Annotated in this window: 13 protein-coding genes; 11 read left to right on the top strand and 2 right to left on the bottom strand. The window is 65.6% G+C overall.

What is annotated here, in order from left to right; all coding sequences use genetic code 11:
- The first annotated feature begins 4 nt into the window (after positions 1 to 4).
- The 4 genes from BLV92_RS09435 to BLV92_RS09420 are packed head-to-tail and all read left to right on the top strand — an operon-like array spanning position 5 to position 3,898.
- On the top strand, positions 5 to 907 hold the full coding sequence (locus BLV92_RS09435) for an AAA family ATPase (protein ID WP_090544343.1): 903 nt from the start codon (positions 5 to 7) through the stop codon (positions 905 to 907).
- Entirely contained in the window at positions 901 to 2,130 is a 1,230-nt protein-coding gene (locus BLV92_RS09430; RefSeq protein ID WP_090544341.1) for a vWA domain-containing protein, read from the top strand. Before BLV92_RS09435 ends, BLV92_RS09430 begins: the two co-directional genes overlap by 7 nt.
- The gene (locus BLV92_RS09425) at positions 2,127 to 3,206 is read left to right on the top strand and encodes an XdhC family protein (RefSeq protein WP_090544339.1); all 1,080 of its coding nucleotides are present in this window, start codon (positions 2,127 to 2,129) and stop codon (positions 3,204 to 3,206) included. Before BLV92_RS09430 ends, BLV92_RS09425 begins: the two co-directional genes overlap by 4 nt.
- Complete coding sequence (locus tag BLV92_RS09420) at positions 3,203 to 3,898, top strand: nucleotidyltransferase family protein (protein WP_090544337.1); 696 nt, start codon at positions 3,203 to 3,205, stop codon at positions 3,896 to 3,898. The genes BLV92_RS09425 and BLV92_RS09420 overlap by 4 nt, the downstream gene beginning before the upstream one ends.
- Before the next feature lie 143 nt (positions 3,899 to 4,041).
- Here BLV92_RS09420 and BLV92_RS09415 read toward each other — a convergent pair whose 3' ends face one another.
- Positions 4,042 to 4,734: an ABC transporter ATP-binding protein gene (locus BLV92_RS09415; protein ID WP_090544335.1), complete on the bottom strand. Its 693-nt coding sequence runs from the start codon at positions 4,732 to 4,734 to the stop codon at positions 4,042 to 4,044.
- Entirely contained in the window at positions 4,727 to 5,554 is an 828-nt protein-coding gene (locus tag BLV92_RS09410; RefSeq protein ID WP_090544333.1) for an ABC transporter ATP-binding protein, read from the bottom strand. Before BLV92_RS09410 ends, BLV92_RS09415 begins: the two co-directional genes overlap by 8 nt.
- A 139-nt stretch (positions 5,555 to 5,693) precedes the next feature.
- Here BLV92_RS09410 and BLV92_RS09405 point away from each other — a divergent pair, with 139 nt between their 5' ends.
- The 7 genes from BLV92_RS09405 (at position 5,694) to BLV92_RS09375 (ending at position 15,655) form a co-directional block, all read left to right on the top strand.
- Positions 5,694 to 7,004: an ABC transporter substrate-binding protein gene (locus tag BLV92_RS09405; RefSeq protein ID WP_134046582.1), complete on the top strand. Its 1,311-nt coding sequence runs from the start codon at positions 5,694 to 5,696 to the stop codon at positions 7,002 to 7,004.
- A 36-nt stretch (positions 7,005 to 7,040) separates the two neighbouring features.
- On the top strand, positions 7,041 to 8,945 hold the full coding sequence (locus BLV92_RS09400; protein WP_143040666.1) for an ABC transporter permease: 1,905 nt from the start codon (positions 7,041 to 7,043) through the stop codon (positions 8,943 to 8,945).
- Between the two features lie 72 nt (positions 8,946 to 9,017).
- The gene (locus BLV92_RS09395; protein ID WP_244283770.1) at positions 9,018 to 9,956 is read left to right on the top strand and encodes a D-2-hydroxyacid dehydrogenase family protein; all 939 of its coding nucleotides are present in this window, start codon (positions 9,018 to 9,020) and stop codon (positions 9,954 to 9,956) included.
- 296 nt (positions 9,957 to 10,252) lie between these two features.
- Positions 10,253 to 11,470 (top strand): porin, encoded by a 1,218-nt coding sequence (locus tag BLV92_RS09390; RefSeq protein WP_090546958.1) that lies wholly within the window; start codon positions 10,253 to 10,255, stop codon positions 11,468 to 11,470.
- Positions 11,471 to 11,667: 197 nt separating this feature from the next.
- Positions 11,668 to 12,168, top strand: a complete 501-nt coding sequence (locus BLV92_RS09385) for a sigma-70 family RNA polymerase sigma factor (RefSeq protein WP_090544325.1) — start codon at positions 11,668 to 11,670, stop codon at positions 12,166 to 12,168.
- A complete protein-coding gene (locus BLV92_RS09380; protein ID WP_090544323.1) occupies positions 12,165 to 13,151 on the top strand; it encodes a FecR domain-containing protein in 987 nt (328 codons plus the stop codon). Before BLV92_RS09385 ends, BLV92_RS09380 begins: the two co-directional genes overlap by 4 nt.
- Positions 13,152 to 13,267: 116 nt before the next feature.
- Positions 13,268 to 15,655 carry a TonB-dependent receptor gene (locus BLV92_RS09375; protein WP_090544321.1) on the top strand — a complete coding sequence of 796 codons (2,388 nt, stop codon included), beginning with the start codon at positions 13,268 to 13,270 and terminating at the stop codon, positions 15,653 to 15,655.
- The last annotated feature ends 14 nt before the right edge of the window (positions 15,656 to 15,669 follow it).

The following is a 15,669-nucleotide window of genomic DNA, read 5'->3' as shown; positions in this document are numbered from 1 at the left end:
CGCCATGACGACCGACCGGATGCCCGACGTCGTCGCGTTGCAGCAGCGGCTCGCGGCGCACGGCTTCATCGCCGAGCGCAGCTTCGCGGCCGCGCTGCTGCTGACGCTCGACATGCGCCGTCCCTTGCTGATCGAGGGCGAGGCGGGCGTCGGCAAGACCGAGGTCGCGAAGGCGCTCGCGCGGCTGCTCGACACGCGGCTGATCCGGCTGCAATGCTACGAGGGACTCGACGCGCACACCGCGCTGTACGAGTGGAACTATCCGCACCAGCTTCTCGCGATCAAGCTGTTCGAGCAGGACGCGCGGCCGCTCGCGGACAAGGAGCAGGACATCTTTTCCGAGCGTTATCTGCTGAAGCGTCCGCTGCTCGACGCGATCACGACGACGCCCGCGCCGGTGCTGCTGATCGACGAGATCGACCGCACCGACGAAGCGTTCGAAGCGTATCTGCTCGAACTGCTGTCGGACTTCCAGTTGTCGATTCCGGAACTCGGCGTGATCCGCGCGACCGAGATTCCGTATGTGATCCTCACGTCGAACGGCACGCGCGAGATCTCCGACGCGCTGCGCCGCCGCTGCCTGTATCAGTACGTCGATTACCCGAGCTTCGAGCGCGAACTGCTGATCGTGCAGACCCATGCGCCGGACGTGCCGGAAAAACTCGCGCGGCAGATCGTCGAATTCGTGCAGGCGGTGCGGCAGCGGGATCTGCGCAGAAAGCCAGGGCTCGCGGAAACGCTCGACTGGGTCGCCGCGCTGCTGCGGCTCGGCGTCGGCGCGCTCGACAGCGGCGACGAAGACGGCGTGGACCGCGTGATGGATTCGCTCGCCGCGCTCGTGAAGACACGCGAGGACCAGGCGGAACTCACGCGCCCCGTCGTCGAAAAGCTGGTGGCGTCATGCTGACCGCGATCGACTGCGCGCCGCATCGTCCGCCGCGTCCGCCGCGTTCGGCGCTCGCGGACGCGCTCACGCAGCGTTATGCGGGTTTCGCCGGCTGGCTGCGCGCGAACGAGTTTCGCGTGACGAGCGCGGACGTGGCCGCGTCGATGGAGGTCGCGCAAAGGATGGGGCAACTGGACAGCGACGTGCTGCGCTGGAGCCTGCGCGCGCTGCTGTGCTCGCGCGCGGAGGAGTGGCGGCGTTTCGACGAACTGTTCGACGCGTATTTTCTCGCGCCGAACCGGCGGCGGCTGGTCGAGACGCGGGTGAGCGGCGCGGGACCGCTCGCGCACGACGACGATAGCGCCGAAGCCGACGCGGGACCGCGCGACACGAGCGAAGGCACGCCGCTGAAACTCGCGAACCAGCGCGGCGGCGGTGCGCCGGACGGCGAAGGCTCGACCGCCGACGAAGGCGCGACGTCGCACGCGTCGCTCGCGCACGCGGACTTTCGCCATCTGCACGAGCGCGACGAACTGTTCGCGATCGACGCCGCGATCCGCCGTTTCGCGCAGCGTCTGCGCGGCATCGAAACGCGCCGCGAGCGCCGCGCGAGCACGGGCCATGCGATCGACCTGCGCTGGACGATCCGGCGCAGCGTGTCGCGCGGCGGGCTGCCGGTCGAACTAGGCTGGCGACGGCGGCAGCGGCGGCGTCCGCGCATCGTGCTGCTGCTCGACGTGAGCCGCTCGATGAGCCTGTACAGCTTCTTCTATCTGCGGCTCGCGCGCGTGCTCGGCGCGCACGTGCCGGACGTGCACACGTTCATGTTCCATACGCGGCTCACCGGCATCGGCGACGCGCTGCGCGACCCGGACCCATGGCGCTCGCAGGAGCGGCTGCAACTGCTGTCGCAAGGCTGGGCCGGCGGCACGCGGATCGGCGACAGCCTCACCGAATTCAACCGGCGGCACGCGGCGCGGCTGCTGCATGCGCGCACCGCGGTCGTGATCGTCAGCGACGGTTACGACGCGGGCGACGCCGCGCAACTGGGCGACGCGCTCGCCGCGATCCGCCGCCGCTGTCATTCGGTCGTGTGGCTGAACCCGCTCGCGGACAGCCCCGGCTTCACGCCGGCGAGCGCGGGAATGCGGGCCGCGCTGCCGCATCTGGACCTGCTCGCGGGCGGCCGCGATCTCGCGAGCGTCGAACGCATCTTTCCTCAAGTGCTGGCGAGGCTGCAATGAACGCCGATATCGTCGAACCTGCCGTTGTCTCCGTGGCCGATACCGATACGCTGCTGCAACTCGAACAACGGCTGATCGACGCCGGCGAGCCGTTCGCGGTCGTCACCGTGATCCGCGCCGCGCCGCCGACCTCGACGCGCGTCGGCGCGCAGGCGCTGGTCGAAGGCGACGGCACGCTGCACGGCTGGATCGGTGGCGGCTGTTCGCGCCCGATCGTGATCGACGCGGCGCGCGACGCCATCCGCTCGGGGCAGCCGAAGCGCGTGCGGATCAGCAACGAGCCGGGCGCGCCGGACGCCGAGGTCGAATCGCACGCAATGCCGTGCGCGAGCAACGGCGCGCTCGAACTGTTCATCCAGCCGACGGTGCCTGCGCCGCTCGTCGTCGTGTTCGGCGCGACGCCGGCCGCGCACGAGGCCTGCGTGCTCGCTCGGCGGGTAGGCCTGCGCGCGTCGATCGCGGCCGACTCGCCGCGCGGCGCGCGCTTCGATGCGGACGCGTTGAGCCGGATGACGCCCGCGCTGATGCTCGTCGCGACCCAGGGCGACGGCGACGAGGATGCGCTCGAAGCCGCGCTGCGCAGCACTGCGTCGGCGGTGTTGCTGATCGCGAGCCAGCGCAAGGCGGAACGGCTGCGCGATGCGATGCGGCTGCGCGGCATCGGCGAAACGCGGCTCGCGGCGCTGCGCGCGCCGGCGGGGCCGCCGATCCATGCGCATACGCCGCAGGAGATCGCGCTCGGCGCGGTGGCGGGGCTCGTCGCGCTGCGGCATGAACTGGAGCAGGCGAGCGCGGCGCCGGCGGTTTCCGGCGCGGACCTGGCGACGGTGACGACCGAGCCGGTGCCGCCGTTGCCGCCTTGCGAGACCATCGACGCGCGGCCCGCGCAGGCTGTTGGCCGTTATGTGAATCCGGTCTGCGGGATGAGCGTCGAGATCGCGACCGCGAAACACGTGGTCGAGTATCGCGGCGAGCGCGTGTATTTCTGCTGCGACTGCTGCAAGACGGAGTTCGAGCGCGCGCCGGAGCGTTATCTGGCCATTGCCGCGCAGGGCGCGAAAGGAGAGGGCAGATGACCGTGCTGTACGACGAGACACACGGGACGCCGCCGTTGCCGACGTTTTCCGCGGTGGTGCTCGCGGCGGGTTTGTCGTCGCGGATGGAAGGGCGGCACAAGCTGCTGCTGCCGGTCGATGGCGAGCCCGCGGTGCGGCGCGTCGTGCACGCGGTGCTCGGCGCGCAGCCGCAGGAGGTCGTCGTCGTGACCGGCTTTAATGCGCATGCGGTGTTCGATGCGCTCGACGGGCTGCCGGTGGAGTTTCAGCCCAACCCGCGTTATCGCGACGGACAGATGACGTCGGTCGCGGCCGGCGTCGCTGCATTGCGCGCGGCTTGCGACGTCGTGATGATCTGTCTTGCCGATCAGGTGCTGCTCGAATCGCGCGACTATCGCGAGTTGATCGATGCGTATGCGGCGATGCCGCGCGGGTCTATCCTCGTGCCGAGGTTCGAGGGACAGCGCGGCAATCCGGTGCTGTTCGCGGCGAGCTATGCGCCCGAGGTCGTGAACGGGCACGTGAATCCCGGCTGCCGCAAGCTGATCGCGGAGCACGCGGACGAAGTGTTCGTGTACGACGCAGCGAGCGACCGGTTTACCGTCGATATGGATACGCCCGACGACTATGCGCGCGTTGTGGCGCGGGTCGAAGGGCGGAGCGGGAGTGGCGGGGAGCGCGCGACGCCCCGGTTGCATCGCGAAGCGGGGTAGTTCGCGGCGGCGGTTTTGCTGGTCTTTGTCCGATTTCAACGTGCGGGCCGCAAGCAAAAGCCGCCACGAAATCGAAAGCGCCCTCGCGGCCGCCACGTTTCCGGCCGCGAGCAAAGAGCGCCAACGGGTTTCCGCGTTGCCCCTCACACTCCGAGATGTTCGAGCAGTTGCTCCTCGCGTTCGATCACGTCCCGATTGGACAGCGTCTGCACGATCCGCCCATCGACCATCAGGTTGTGCCGGTCCGCGACCGAGATCGCGAAACGCAGATTCTGTTCGACCAGCAGAATCGTGCGGCCGTCCTCCTTGAGCCGCCGGATGATCTCGCCGATGCGGTCGACGATCACCGGCGCCAGGCCTTCCGTGGGTTCGTCGAGCAGGATCAGTTCGGAGCCCATGCAAAGCGGCCGGGCGATCGCGAGCATCTGCTGTTCGCCGCCCGATAGCGTCGACGCGGGCTGATCGCCGCGCTCGCGCAACACGGGGAACTGCTCGTAAATGCGTTCGAGCGGCCACGCGGCGGGGCCGCGCACGGGCGAAACGGTCAGATTCTCGCGCACCGTCAGCGTCGCGAAGATGCCGCGATCTTCGGCGACATAACCGATGCCCGCCTTCGCGGTTCGTTCCGGTCCGATCGCAAGCATATCGACGCCGCGAAACCGGACCTCGCCCGAGCGTTGGGCGATATCGCCGATGATGGCGCGCAGCGTCGTCGTCTTGCCCACGCCGTTGCGCCCAATCAGCGTCACGATTTCGCCCGCCTGCACGTCGAAGTTGATGCCTTGCAGGACGCGCGTTTCGCCGTACGACGCCTGGAGATTGCGGACCTCAAGCATGGCCATGCTCCCGTTGACCGCCCAGATAGGCTTCGATGACTTGCGGATTCTGCCGGACTTCGGCATAGGGGCCAACCGTCAGTACCCGGCCCTGTTGCAGCACGACGATTTCCCGCGCGAGGTCGGAGACCACGCGCAGATTGTGCTCGACCATGATCACCATGCGCTCGGCGGCAACGTCGCGGATGAGATCGATGATGTGGCCGATATCCTGCGTGGACATACCGGCCGTCGGCTCGTCGAGCAACAGGATGCGCGGCCTTGCCGCGAGACTGACGCCGAGTTCCAGCGAACGCTTCAGGCCATAGGACAGATCGGCGGCAGGTTGGTCGCGCCATGACGATGCGATGCCGACGCGCTGCATCGTTTCATCGATCTCGTCGCGGTACGTGTCGAGCGCGCGATTCACGCGCCAGAACTGGTTGCCGCTGCTGTCGCGGCGCTGCATCGGCATCGCGAGATTCTCGGCGACCGTCAGATGCCCAAAGATGCTGGTGATCTGAAAGCTGCGGATCAGTCCGAGACGCGCGACCGCTTCCGGTTCCAGCCTCGAAATCTCCTCGCCGTTGCATGACACCGCGCCGGTGGAAGGCTTGATGAAGCCGCTCAAAAGTCCAAACAACGTTGTCTTGCCGGCGCCGTTCGGGCCAATGATGCCGAACACGCCGTTGCCGGAAAAGTGCAGGTTCACGTCGGACACGGCGACAAAACCATTGAAGGTTTTGCCGAGGCCCCGGGCTTCGAGGGTGAGCGGCGCTCCCCCGTGCTTCGTTGTGGCCCGCGTGCTGTGCGTCTGCGCGGTGCTTGCCGAATAATTCATCTGGTGTCTCCTCCACGAAAGACCGTGAAAGTATGGTTTGCAGTCCCGGTGCGCATGCATTCGCATTGCCCCTGGGTTGACATCGTCGTGTCTTGAGGAATATAAAATATAAAAAATAAATTTATCAAGGTAAATTGCATTGCCGGGTTATTCAGCGAGCATTTACTTCTGCGGGCTTCAACAGGCAGTGACATGGAAGCGGTCAGACCAGGAGACAAACGTGGGATTCGAATCTGTACGGCGGTTCGCAAGAAGAGGGGCGGGAGTGCTGATGATGGCGGCACTCACGGCAGGTAGTGCGTATGCACAGATGAAAGACAAGGTGTTCACCGTGCTGGTGATCACCGATCTGTCGACGGTTTATTCGGACACCTCGGGCAAGGGCTCGGTGGATGCCGTGAAGATGGCGATCGACGATTTCGGCGGAAAAGTGAACGGGGTGCCGATTCGCATGATCGTGCTGGACAACAAGCTCGACGTCGGCATCACGGTCAACAAGGCGCGCGAGCTGATCGAAACGCAGGGCGTGAATCTGATCACCGACGTGACGGGCTCGGCTGCCGCGATCGAAGTCGCCAAGCTCGCGAAGCAGTACAAGGTCACGACAACGTTCGTGAGCCCCGGAACCACGGAGTTGACCAACAGGTACTGCACCCGGTATGCGTGGCACTACGCCTGGGATACCTATGCGCTCGCCAATCTCGCCGCGACTCGCGTGACGAAGCTCGGGTCGAAGCGCTGGTATTTCATCACGGCCGACTATGCATTCGGCCATTCGCTGCTTGAGCAGTTCAGCCGCGCGGCCAAGGCAGCCGGCGGGGAAGTGGTGGGCAACGATCTGGTGCCGTTCCCCAACGACGATTTTTCCAGCTACCTGCTCAAGGCGCAGGCGTCGAAAGCGGACGCGATCGGCATTCTCGAATCGGGCCAGGACCTGCGCAACGCCACCAAGCAGGCGGGCGAGTTCGGCCTGATGAACGGAAGCATCCGCATGGTGCCGGGACAGATGAACCTGAGCGACGTGGCCGCGCTCGGGCTGCCGGCATGGTCCGGTGCGATTCTCGCCGACCCGTGGTACTGGAACATGGACACCCGCGCGAGCGAATGGGCGACGCGCTTCAAGAAACGATTCGGCTTTACGCCGGGCAGCCTGCATGCGGGCAACTACTCGGCGGTGACGCAAGTCCTCGAAGCCGTGAAGCGCACCGGTAGCGACGACCCCGACCGTATTGCGACGGCGCTCGAAGGCTCGACGTTCGACGACTTCTTCGCTCGCCACGCGACGTGGCGCAAGGCCGACCATATCGTCGTCCACGACATGTATCTGGAGCAGGTCAAGAACCCGCAGGAAGTCAAGGGGCCGGACGACGTGTTCAAGGTGCTCATGACGGTTCCGGGCGACGAGGCGTTCATGCCCGCTTCGGCCAGCACCTGCAAGCACGACTGGTAGTGCAGACCCTTACAACGCATCCGTGATGAGGCAATCGTGACTCAATACTACGTGCTGCAACTCTTCAACGGCCTCGTCAACGGCGGGTTCATTGCGATGATGAGCCTCGGGCTGAGCGTCATATTCGGCATGATGCGCGTCGTGAACTTCGCGCACGGCGCGCTCTACATGCTCGGCGCGTTCATCGCGTTCGTGCTCGGCTCGCAGTTCGGTCTTTCGTTGTGGGCCGCGCTGATCGTCGGACCGCTTGTGATCGGCCTGTTCGGCCTCGTGCTGGAGCGGCTCTTTCTGCGCCATCTGTACAAGGCCGATCCGTCGTACAACCTGCTGCTCACATTCGGGCTGACGTTGATCATCGAAGACGCGATGCGGCATTTCTTCGCCGTGCAGGGCGCGCCTTTTCTCGTTCCGCAGAGCCTCGCGGGCGCCGTCAATCTCGGCTTCGTGATCTACCCGAAGTACCGCTTCTTCGTGCTGGTCGCGTCGCTCGTGATCTGCGGCGGGACCTGGTTCATGCTGGAGCGCACGCGTCTGGGCGCGCTCGTCAGGGCGGGCACCGAACGGCCGAACCTGCTGCGCTGCTTCGGCGTGCGCGTGCCGCTGCTGGTGTCCGGCGTGTTCGCGTTTTCGGCTGGGCTCGCGGCGCTGGCTGGCGTGCTCGCTTCGCCGCTGAAAAACATCTCTCCGTTCATGGGGCAGGAGATGATCGCGACGACCTTTGCCGTCGTCGTCGCGGGCGGACTCGGCTCGATTGTCGGGTCGGTGGTGATGGGTTTTCTCGTCGGCGTGATTTCGACGCTGGCGGCGATCTGGTACCCGCCCGTCGCGACGGCCGCCACGTACATCGTGATGATCGTCGTATTGATCGTGCGGCCCGGCGGCATCTTCCGCGGCGTCGATGTCGCGCATTTTCCGCTGCACTACACGCCCATCGATGCCGGCCCCCGCCGGGTCGTGATGAGCTGGCAGGCGAAACTCGTGGCGCTGCTGGTGGGCATCGTGCTGCCGTGGCTCATCTATCCGGTGCTGGCGTGCGACATCGTGCTGTGGGGCCTGTGCGCGCTCGGTTTCGACCTGCTGTTCTCGTTCGGCGGACTGCTGTCGTTCGGGCAGGCGGCGTGGTGGGGCGCGAGCGCGTACCTGACCGGCATCTTCATCGCGAAGCTGCATTTCCCGATGTGGATCGGCCTGGTCGCTGGCATCTCGGTCAGCACGCTCGTTGCGTTCGCATTCGGCACGTTGATCACCCGTAAGCAGGGCATCTACTTTTCGATGGTGACGTTCGCGCTCGCGGAGATCGTTTATTTCGTCGTCAACCAGTCGCCGGCCTATACGGGCGGCGAGGACGGACTGCACGGCATCACGCGCGGATCGTTGTTCGGGCTGAGCCTGCATAACCAGGTCGCGTTCTATTACTTCGCGCTCGTCGTCGTCGCGCTGACCGTTGCGTTCGTGTTCAGGATCATCCGCTCGCCGTTCGGGCTGTCCCTCGCGGGCGCGCGCGACAGCGAGCGACGGATGCTCAGCATCGGGTACGACGTGCGCGGGCTGCGTTTGCGCGCGTATGTGCTGTCGGCGTTCGTCATCAGCGTCGCGGGCGGCCTGTTCGCGCTTGCGCACGAATTCGTCGGTCTCGAATCCGTGTACTGGCGGGCGTCCGGCGAGCCGATCATGATGACGCTGCTCGGCGGCGCGGGGACGGTGTACGGGCCGATGCTCGGCGCGGGTGTCGTGCTGTTCCTGCGCGATCAGTTGAGCACCATCACCGACAGCGGGAATCTGGTGCTCGGCGTGACGTTCGTGGTCGTCGTGATGCTGTTTCGCCGCGGCATTCTCGGGGAGGTGCTGCATCGCGTGCTCGCGAGGAAACAGGCGTGGTCCGAGCGTTCGAAGCCCCGGTTCCAGGAACCGTCCGAAGCCGTTTCTTCCTCCGATCAATAGAGTCTTCACCGACGAGGTTTCTTCGTAATGAGAGTCGCATTACTTGACGATTACCAGGGCGTCGCCATGCGGATGGCCGAGTGGGACGCGCTGAAACCGCACGCTACCGTGGAGGCGTTTCAGGATCATCTCGATTCGGTCGAGGCGCTTGCCGAGCGGCTGCATCCGTTCGACGCCGTGTTCCTGATGCGCGAGCGCACCCGCGTGCCGCGCGCGCTGATCGAACGCTTGCCGAATCTCAGGCTGCTGATCACGGCGGCGATGTGGAATGCCGCCGTCGATATCGACGCGGCAACGGAGCGCGGCATCCAGGTCTGCGGCACCGACGATCTCGGCACCCCGGCCGCGGAACTGGCGCTCGGCATGATGATCGCCGTCACGCGCTGGATGCCGCAGGACGAACGCGCGATGCGCGCGGGGCGCTGGCAGACGAAGCTCGGTGTCGGCCTGCACGGCAAGACGCTCGGCGTGCTTGGGCTCGGCAATCTGGGGCGGCAGATGGCGGGTTACGGAAACATGCTCGGCATGAACGTATTGGGCTGGAGCCATCGTCTGACGGCCGAGGCGGCGCAGGCCGCGGGGGCGCAGCGCGTCGAACTGGACGAGCTATTGACGCGATCCGACGTGATATCGATCCATCTCAAGTTGTCGGACCGCACGCGCGGTTTGCTGGGCGAGCGCGAGTTCGGGTTGATGAAACCCAGCGCGTATCTGGTCAATACGTCGCGCGGCCCGATCGCCGACGAGACGGCGCTGCTCGGCGCGTTGCGCGGAAACCGCATCGCGGGTGCGGCGCTCGATGTGTTCGATGTCGAGCCGCTGCCGGCGAATCATCCGTTCCTTGCGCTCGACAACGTGGTGCTCGCTCCGCATATCGGATACGTGACGGAGGAAAACTACCGGCTCATTTACCAGGGCGTTCTGGAAGATGTGCAGGGTTTTTTGAACGGTCGCATTGTCCGGCCTCTAAACACGCCCAATACGCCCAATACGCGCAATACGCCCAGGTGATCTGATTCGCCGGCGTTGCCGGGCAGGCGGGAAAAGACGCGCCGATTCGCCGCCATCGACGCGGCGGATTGCCGGCCTCATGGCTTTTCACCGGCAGGTTGACGCCAGTCGAGGAAGGCGAGCGCATGTCATTTCGAATCTGATAGTCGAGTTCGTCAAGCGGACGTATTAATTTTTTATCCCTGACGTTATCGAATTTTTTAACCGGTGCGCACTGTCGGAGGCAGTGTGCTGCTTTTCTACGACCTGTAATACCCAACGCCTGGAATTCATTCAAACATAAAAAGGACATGGAGATGAAAAAGCACTTCCCGGAAGTTAAAGCGGCACTGGCCGGCGCAGCGGTGTTCGTCGCGCTTCCAGCCTTCGCGCAGAGCACGGTGACCCTGTACGGCGTGGTCGATAACGGCATCGGTTATCAATCGAGTGCGACGACGCTCGGATCGACGTCGGGCGGCCGCTCGGCGGTCAAGATGCTCACCGGCGTCTGGCTGGGCAGCCGCTTTGGCCTGACGGGCGCGGAAGACCTGGGCGGCGGCACGAAGGCGATCTTCACGCTCGAACAGGGTTTTAGTCCCGCCAACGGCGCGATGGCGACAAGCGGCCTGATGTTCAGCCGCCAGGCATTCGTCGGGATGACGAACGACAGGTACGGCACGCTCACGGCGGGCCGCCAGTATGCGTCGTATGTGCAGATGCTGTTGCCGTACAGCCCTGTGAACTGGCTCACCGGTTTCTTCGGCGCTCACCCGGGCGATCTGGATGGCCTGGATACGATCTATCGCGCGAACAATACGCTGGTTTACACGTCGCCGAAACTGTACGGCTTCAAGTTCAGCGGCTCGTATTCGCTTGCGGGCGTGCCGGGCAGCATCAACCGGGGCTCGACGTGGGCCACGGGGATCCAGTATTCGCAGGGGCCGCTCGGTTTCGCGGTGGGCTTCTCGCGGATCAACAACTCGACGTCAGGCGGCGGCCCGTTCGGGGTCGACTCGACGACGTCGAACGCCGGCGCGCAGGCCGGCGTGTCGGCCGTGACCAACGGCTACCAGACGGCGCAGGCGCAGCAGCGCTTTGCGGTCGGCGCGGGGTATACGTTCAACAGCCAGTTCGACATCACGGCGACCTATACGAACGTGCAGTACATCCCGGGCGTCGGGTCGTCGTTCCGCGATCAGGCGGTCTGGAACACGGGCGGCGTCGTGCTGCACTGGAAGCCGGCGGCCGCCTGGGACTTCGCGACGGGCTACAGCTACACGCGCGCGTCGAGGGCCAACGGCATCACGAGTGCCGCACAGTATCAGCAGTTCAATCTGTCCCAGTATTACGCGCTGTCCAAGCGCACTGGCCTGTATGCGGTGGAGGCGTATCAGCGCGCGAACGGCAAGACGCTCGGCACGGACGGCAAATCGATTATCAACGCGACGGCGACGATCGGCGACGGCTTCAACTCGACGCCTTCGTCGTCGCCCAGCATGGTCGGGCTGGCCGTCGGCATCGTGCATCGGTTCTAGCCGCGCTTGAGGCGGAGCAGGGCGCCGCAATGGCGACGCCCTGCTCACGCGAGCGCAACCGGGCAGGCATCCATCGATATTTCCTTTTCCTCGCCAGGCAGACGGTGCTTGAGCCACGACACGTCGCCCCGAAATGTAGAAATAGAATTAATTCTCATTTACAATGAGGCCCTCATCGATCGGCGCTGGGCATGGTTATGTCTGCTTCCGGGACGGATGTCGTCCATTCTCTCTATGTGAATCATCATGCGTGGCTGCATGGCTGGCTCAGGCGCAAGCTGGGCTGCAGCTTCGAGGCCGCGGACCTCGCCCACGACACCTACGTCCGCCTGATCGCGTCGCGCCGGCTGCCGCAGCCGGAAGAGTCGCGCGCGTATCTCATGCAGATCGCGCGCGGACTGGTCGTCGACCTGTACCGGCGCAGGCAGATCGAAGCAGCGTTCCGGGATTCGCTCGCGCTGATGCCGGAGGATCTGTGGCCGTCGGCGGAACAGCAGGCCATCGTGATCGAGACGCTGGCTGAAATCGACGCCGCGCTCGCGTCGCTGCCGCCGAAGGTACGCGAGACGTTTCTGCTGTCGCGCTTCGACGGCCTGACGTATTCCGATATCGCCGTCAAGCTGAACGTTTCGGTGGCCAGCGTGCGCAAGTACATGCTGAAGGCCGCGCTCGCGTGCTTTTCCACGTTCGCGGGATGAGCCCTCGTCTGAATCCGTCGTCCGCGTCGGTACAACCGGAAGGCGATGCCATCCTCGCTGAAGCGTTGCAATGGCTCGTCACGCTATGGTCCGGCGAAGCGAGCCGCGACGAACACGAGGCGTGCGAACGCTGGCGGCGCGCGAATCCCGCGCACGAGGCGGCATGGCAACGCGTGCAATCCCTCGACGAGCGCCTCGGCGCCGTGCCCGCGAGCCTCGCCGCGCCGACCTTGCGGGGCGCGCGCCTGCGGGCGCGGCGTCGCGCGGTGCTGCGCTCGCTGGTCTTCGCGGGCGGAGCGGGCGCGCTGACGTGGGCCGCAAGCGACGGCCTGCCGTGGCGCGACTGGACGGCCGACTATCGCACGGCGACCGGCGAGCAGCGGAACCTGGTGCTCGCCGACGGTACGCATCTGATGATGAACACCGGCACGGCGCTCGACGTGCGCTTCACCGCCAGCGAGCGTCGCGTCTTGCTCCGCTCCGGCGAGATCTACGTCGCCACCGCTCACGAGACGTCCGCCGTGTACCGCGCGTTCATCGTCGAAACGGCGCAGGGTTCGGTGCAGGCGCTCGGCACCCGCTTCACGGTCAGACAGGGCGACGCGCTGTCCTATGTCGCGGTGCACGAGGGCGCCGTGTCCGTGCTTCCCGCTCACGCGACGCAGGCGTTGCGCGTCGAGGCCGGCCAGAGCACCTCCTTCTTCGCCGATCGCGTGAACGCGCTGTCGCCCGTCGACGCCGGCTCGGCCAGCTGGACACGCGGCCAGCTGGTGGTCGAGCAGATGCGCCTCGACGCGTTTGTCCGCGAACTCGGCCGGTATCGCAGCGGCTTCGTCCGGACCGACCCCGCCGTGGCCGCGTTGCGCGTCTCCGGTGTTTTTCCGCTGGCCGATACCGACCGCGCGCTCGCGTCGCTGCAGCAGGCGCTGCCGGTTCGCATTCACTACGCGACGCGCTACTGGGTGACGGTCCGGCCGGACTGACCCACGGCTTTGCCCGCGCACCGATTTTTTTCGTCGTCGGGTAGCACTTTTTCTTTCTCGTTCGGGATACCAGGAAAGCACTGTCGATCCACTCGAACAAGAAAGGAACACCGGGAATGAACCACCGCTTCACGCCACCGCGCACGTTGTTGTGCTGCCTCGCGCTCGCGCCCGCCATGGCGCTCGCCGCACCGCTATCCGCGGGCGTCCGCCACTACGACATTCCGGCCGGCACGCTCGATCAGGTGCTCAACCGCTATGCGAGCGAAGCGAACGTGCTGCTCACCATCGACAGCAAACTGACCGCCGGCCGCGCCAGTCCGGGGCTGCATGGCGATTACCCGCTCGCCGCCGGTTTCTCGGCCATTCTCGCGGGCAGCGGTCTCGACGCGGCGCCCGGCGCCATCCGCGGCAGCTACGTGCTGCGCGCGGCCAGCGTCGATACGTCGGCGGCCGAAGGCGCGGTGTTGCCCGCGGTGAAAGTGAACGGTCAGGCGAGCGGCCCGAACGCGTTGCCCGTTCCGTACGCCGGCGGGCAAGTCGCGACCGGCGGACGCGTCGGTCTGCTCGGCAACCGCGACGTGATGGACACGCCGTTCAACACGGTCAGCTACACGCGACAGCTCATCCAGGACCAGCAGGCGTATTCCGTCACGGACGTGCTGGCGAACAATCCGTCGGTGCGCATTCTTTATCCCGACAACGACGGCTCGACCGACTTCACCATTCGCGGCAACAAGGTGTCGCAGCTCGATATCGCGTACGACGGCCTGTACGGCATCGGGACGCCGGGGATCGAATCGATCGAACGCATCGAGGTGCTGATCGGCGCGAACGCGCTGCTCAACGGACTCGGGCCGATCGGCGGGGTCGGCGCATATATCAATCAGGTGCCGAAGCGGGCGCTGGAGGATCCACTGGCGCAGGTGTCGTTCGGTTATATCGGCGGCCAGTTCGGCGGCAGCGTCGACGTCGGCCGGCGCTTCGGCGACGACCGGCAGTTCGGCATCCGTTTCAACGGCGCTTACCGCGATGGCGACACCGAGGCGGACAACCAGTCGCGCAGGGTCGGCACGGCCACCCTGGCGATGGACTGGCGCAGCCCCGACAACCACGTGCGCCTGTCGACGAACTTCGGCTATCGGGAGAACGACAACGATTCGCCGGCGCGCACGCTGTACATGTACAGCAGCACCTTCAGGATTCCCGCGCCGCCGTCCGACCCGAAGTCGAACTGGCAGAACGCGTGGTCGTACGACAACACGCGCACCACGTTCGCCACCGCGCGCGGCGAAGTGGACATCACGCCCGACATGACCGCGTATGCGGCGATCGGCGGCTCGGAGTTTCGCGAGGAGCAGCTATTCGCGAACTCCTTTTTGATGAACAGCGCCGGCGCCGTCGGCCAGAACCAGGTCTACTGGCCGCTGTATCGCAACACGATTTCGGGTGAAACAGGCGTGCGCGGCACGCTGCAAACGGGGCCGGTCAAACACAACTGGTCGTTTGCGCTGTCGGGCCTGCGCGAGAACAACGGCATTGTCGCGACGACGCTCGAAACCACCTATACGAACCTGTATCACCCGGTGTTCATCCCGCAGCCGGGCATCGCCGGGCTTGCGGATTCGGACAACGTGCCTCGCACCACGGAAACCGAACTGTATGGCATCGCGTTCGCCGACACGATGTCCGTGCTGCACGATCGCGTGCAACTCACGGTCGGCCTGCGCGAGCAGGGCGTCAGCGCGAAGAACTATTCGACGACCGGCGTCCAGACCTCGAACTACGACAAGACCGCGCTCACGCCGGCCGTGGGCCTGAACCTGCGCGCGACCGAGGACCTGTCGCTGTACGCGAATTACATCGAAGGTCTGCAACAGGGCGGACAGGCTCCCGTCGGCTACAGCAACGCGGGGCAGAGCTTTGCGCCGTTCGTGTCGAAGCAGTATGAAATAGGCGCGAAATACGATTTCGGCCGCTTCATGACCACATTGAGCGCGTATCAGATCACCACCCCCAACGCGCAGGCCGACGATCTCACCTACGGCGTCAACGGCGAACAGAGAACCAGAGGCCTCGAACTGAACACGTATGGCGAGATTGCGCGCGGCGTGCGTCTGCTCGGCGGCGCGGCGCTGATGGATGCGCGTCAGACGAGCACCGCCAACGGCGCCAACGACGGCAAGCGCGTGACCGGCACCGCGAGGTTCCAGCTGAACCTCGGCGCGGAATGGGATCCGTTTTTCCTGCCCGGCTTGACCGTCAGCGGACGCGTGATCTACACCGGGTCCGAATACATCGACGCCGGCAACCAGCAGTCTGTGCCGGCATGGACGCGCTACGACGCAGGGGTGCGCTACCAGACCGTGATTGCCGGTCATCAGACCGCGTTTCGCTTCAACGTCGAGAACCTGACGAACCGGAGCTACTGGATCGGCGGGCAAGGGTTCGTCATGCAAAGCCGCCCGCGCACGTTCCTCGTGTCGGTCAGCCTCGCACTGTAAGCACGGCGCGCTCC

Source organism: Paraburkholderia caballeronis, assembly GCF_900104845.1.
GTDB lineage: Bacteria > Pseudomonadota > Gammaproteobacteria > Burkholderiales > Burkholderiaceae > Paraburkholderia > Paraburkholderia caballeronis.
The sequence above is the reverse complement of the archived record's forward strand: the minus strand, read 5'-3'. Positions and strand labels throughout refer to the sequence as shown.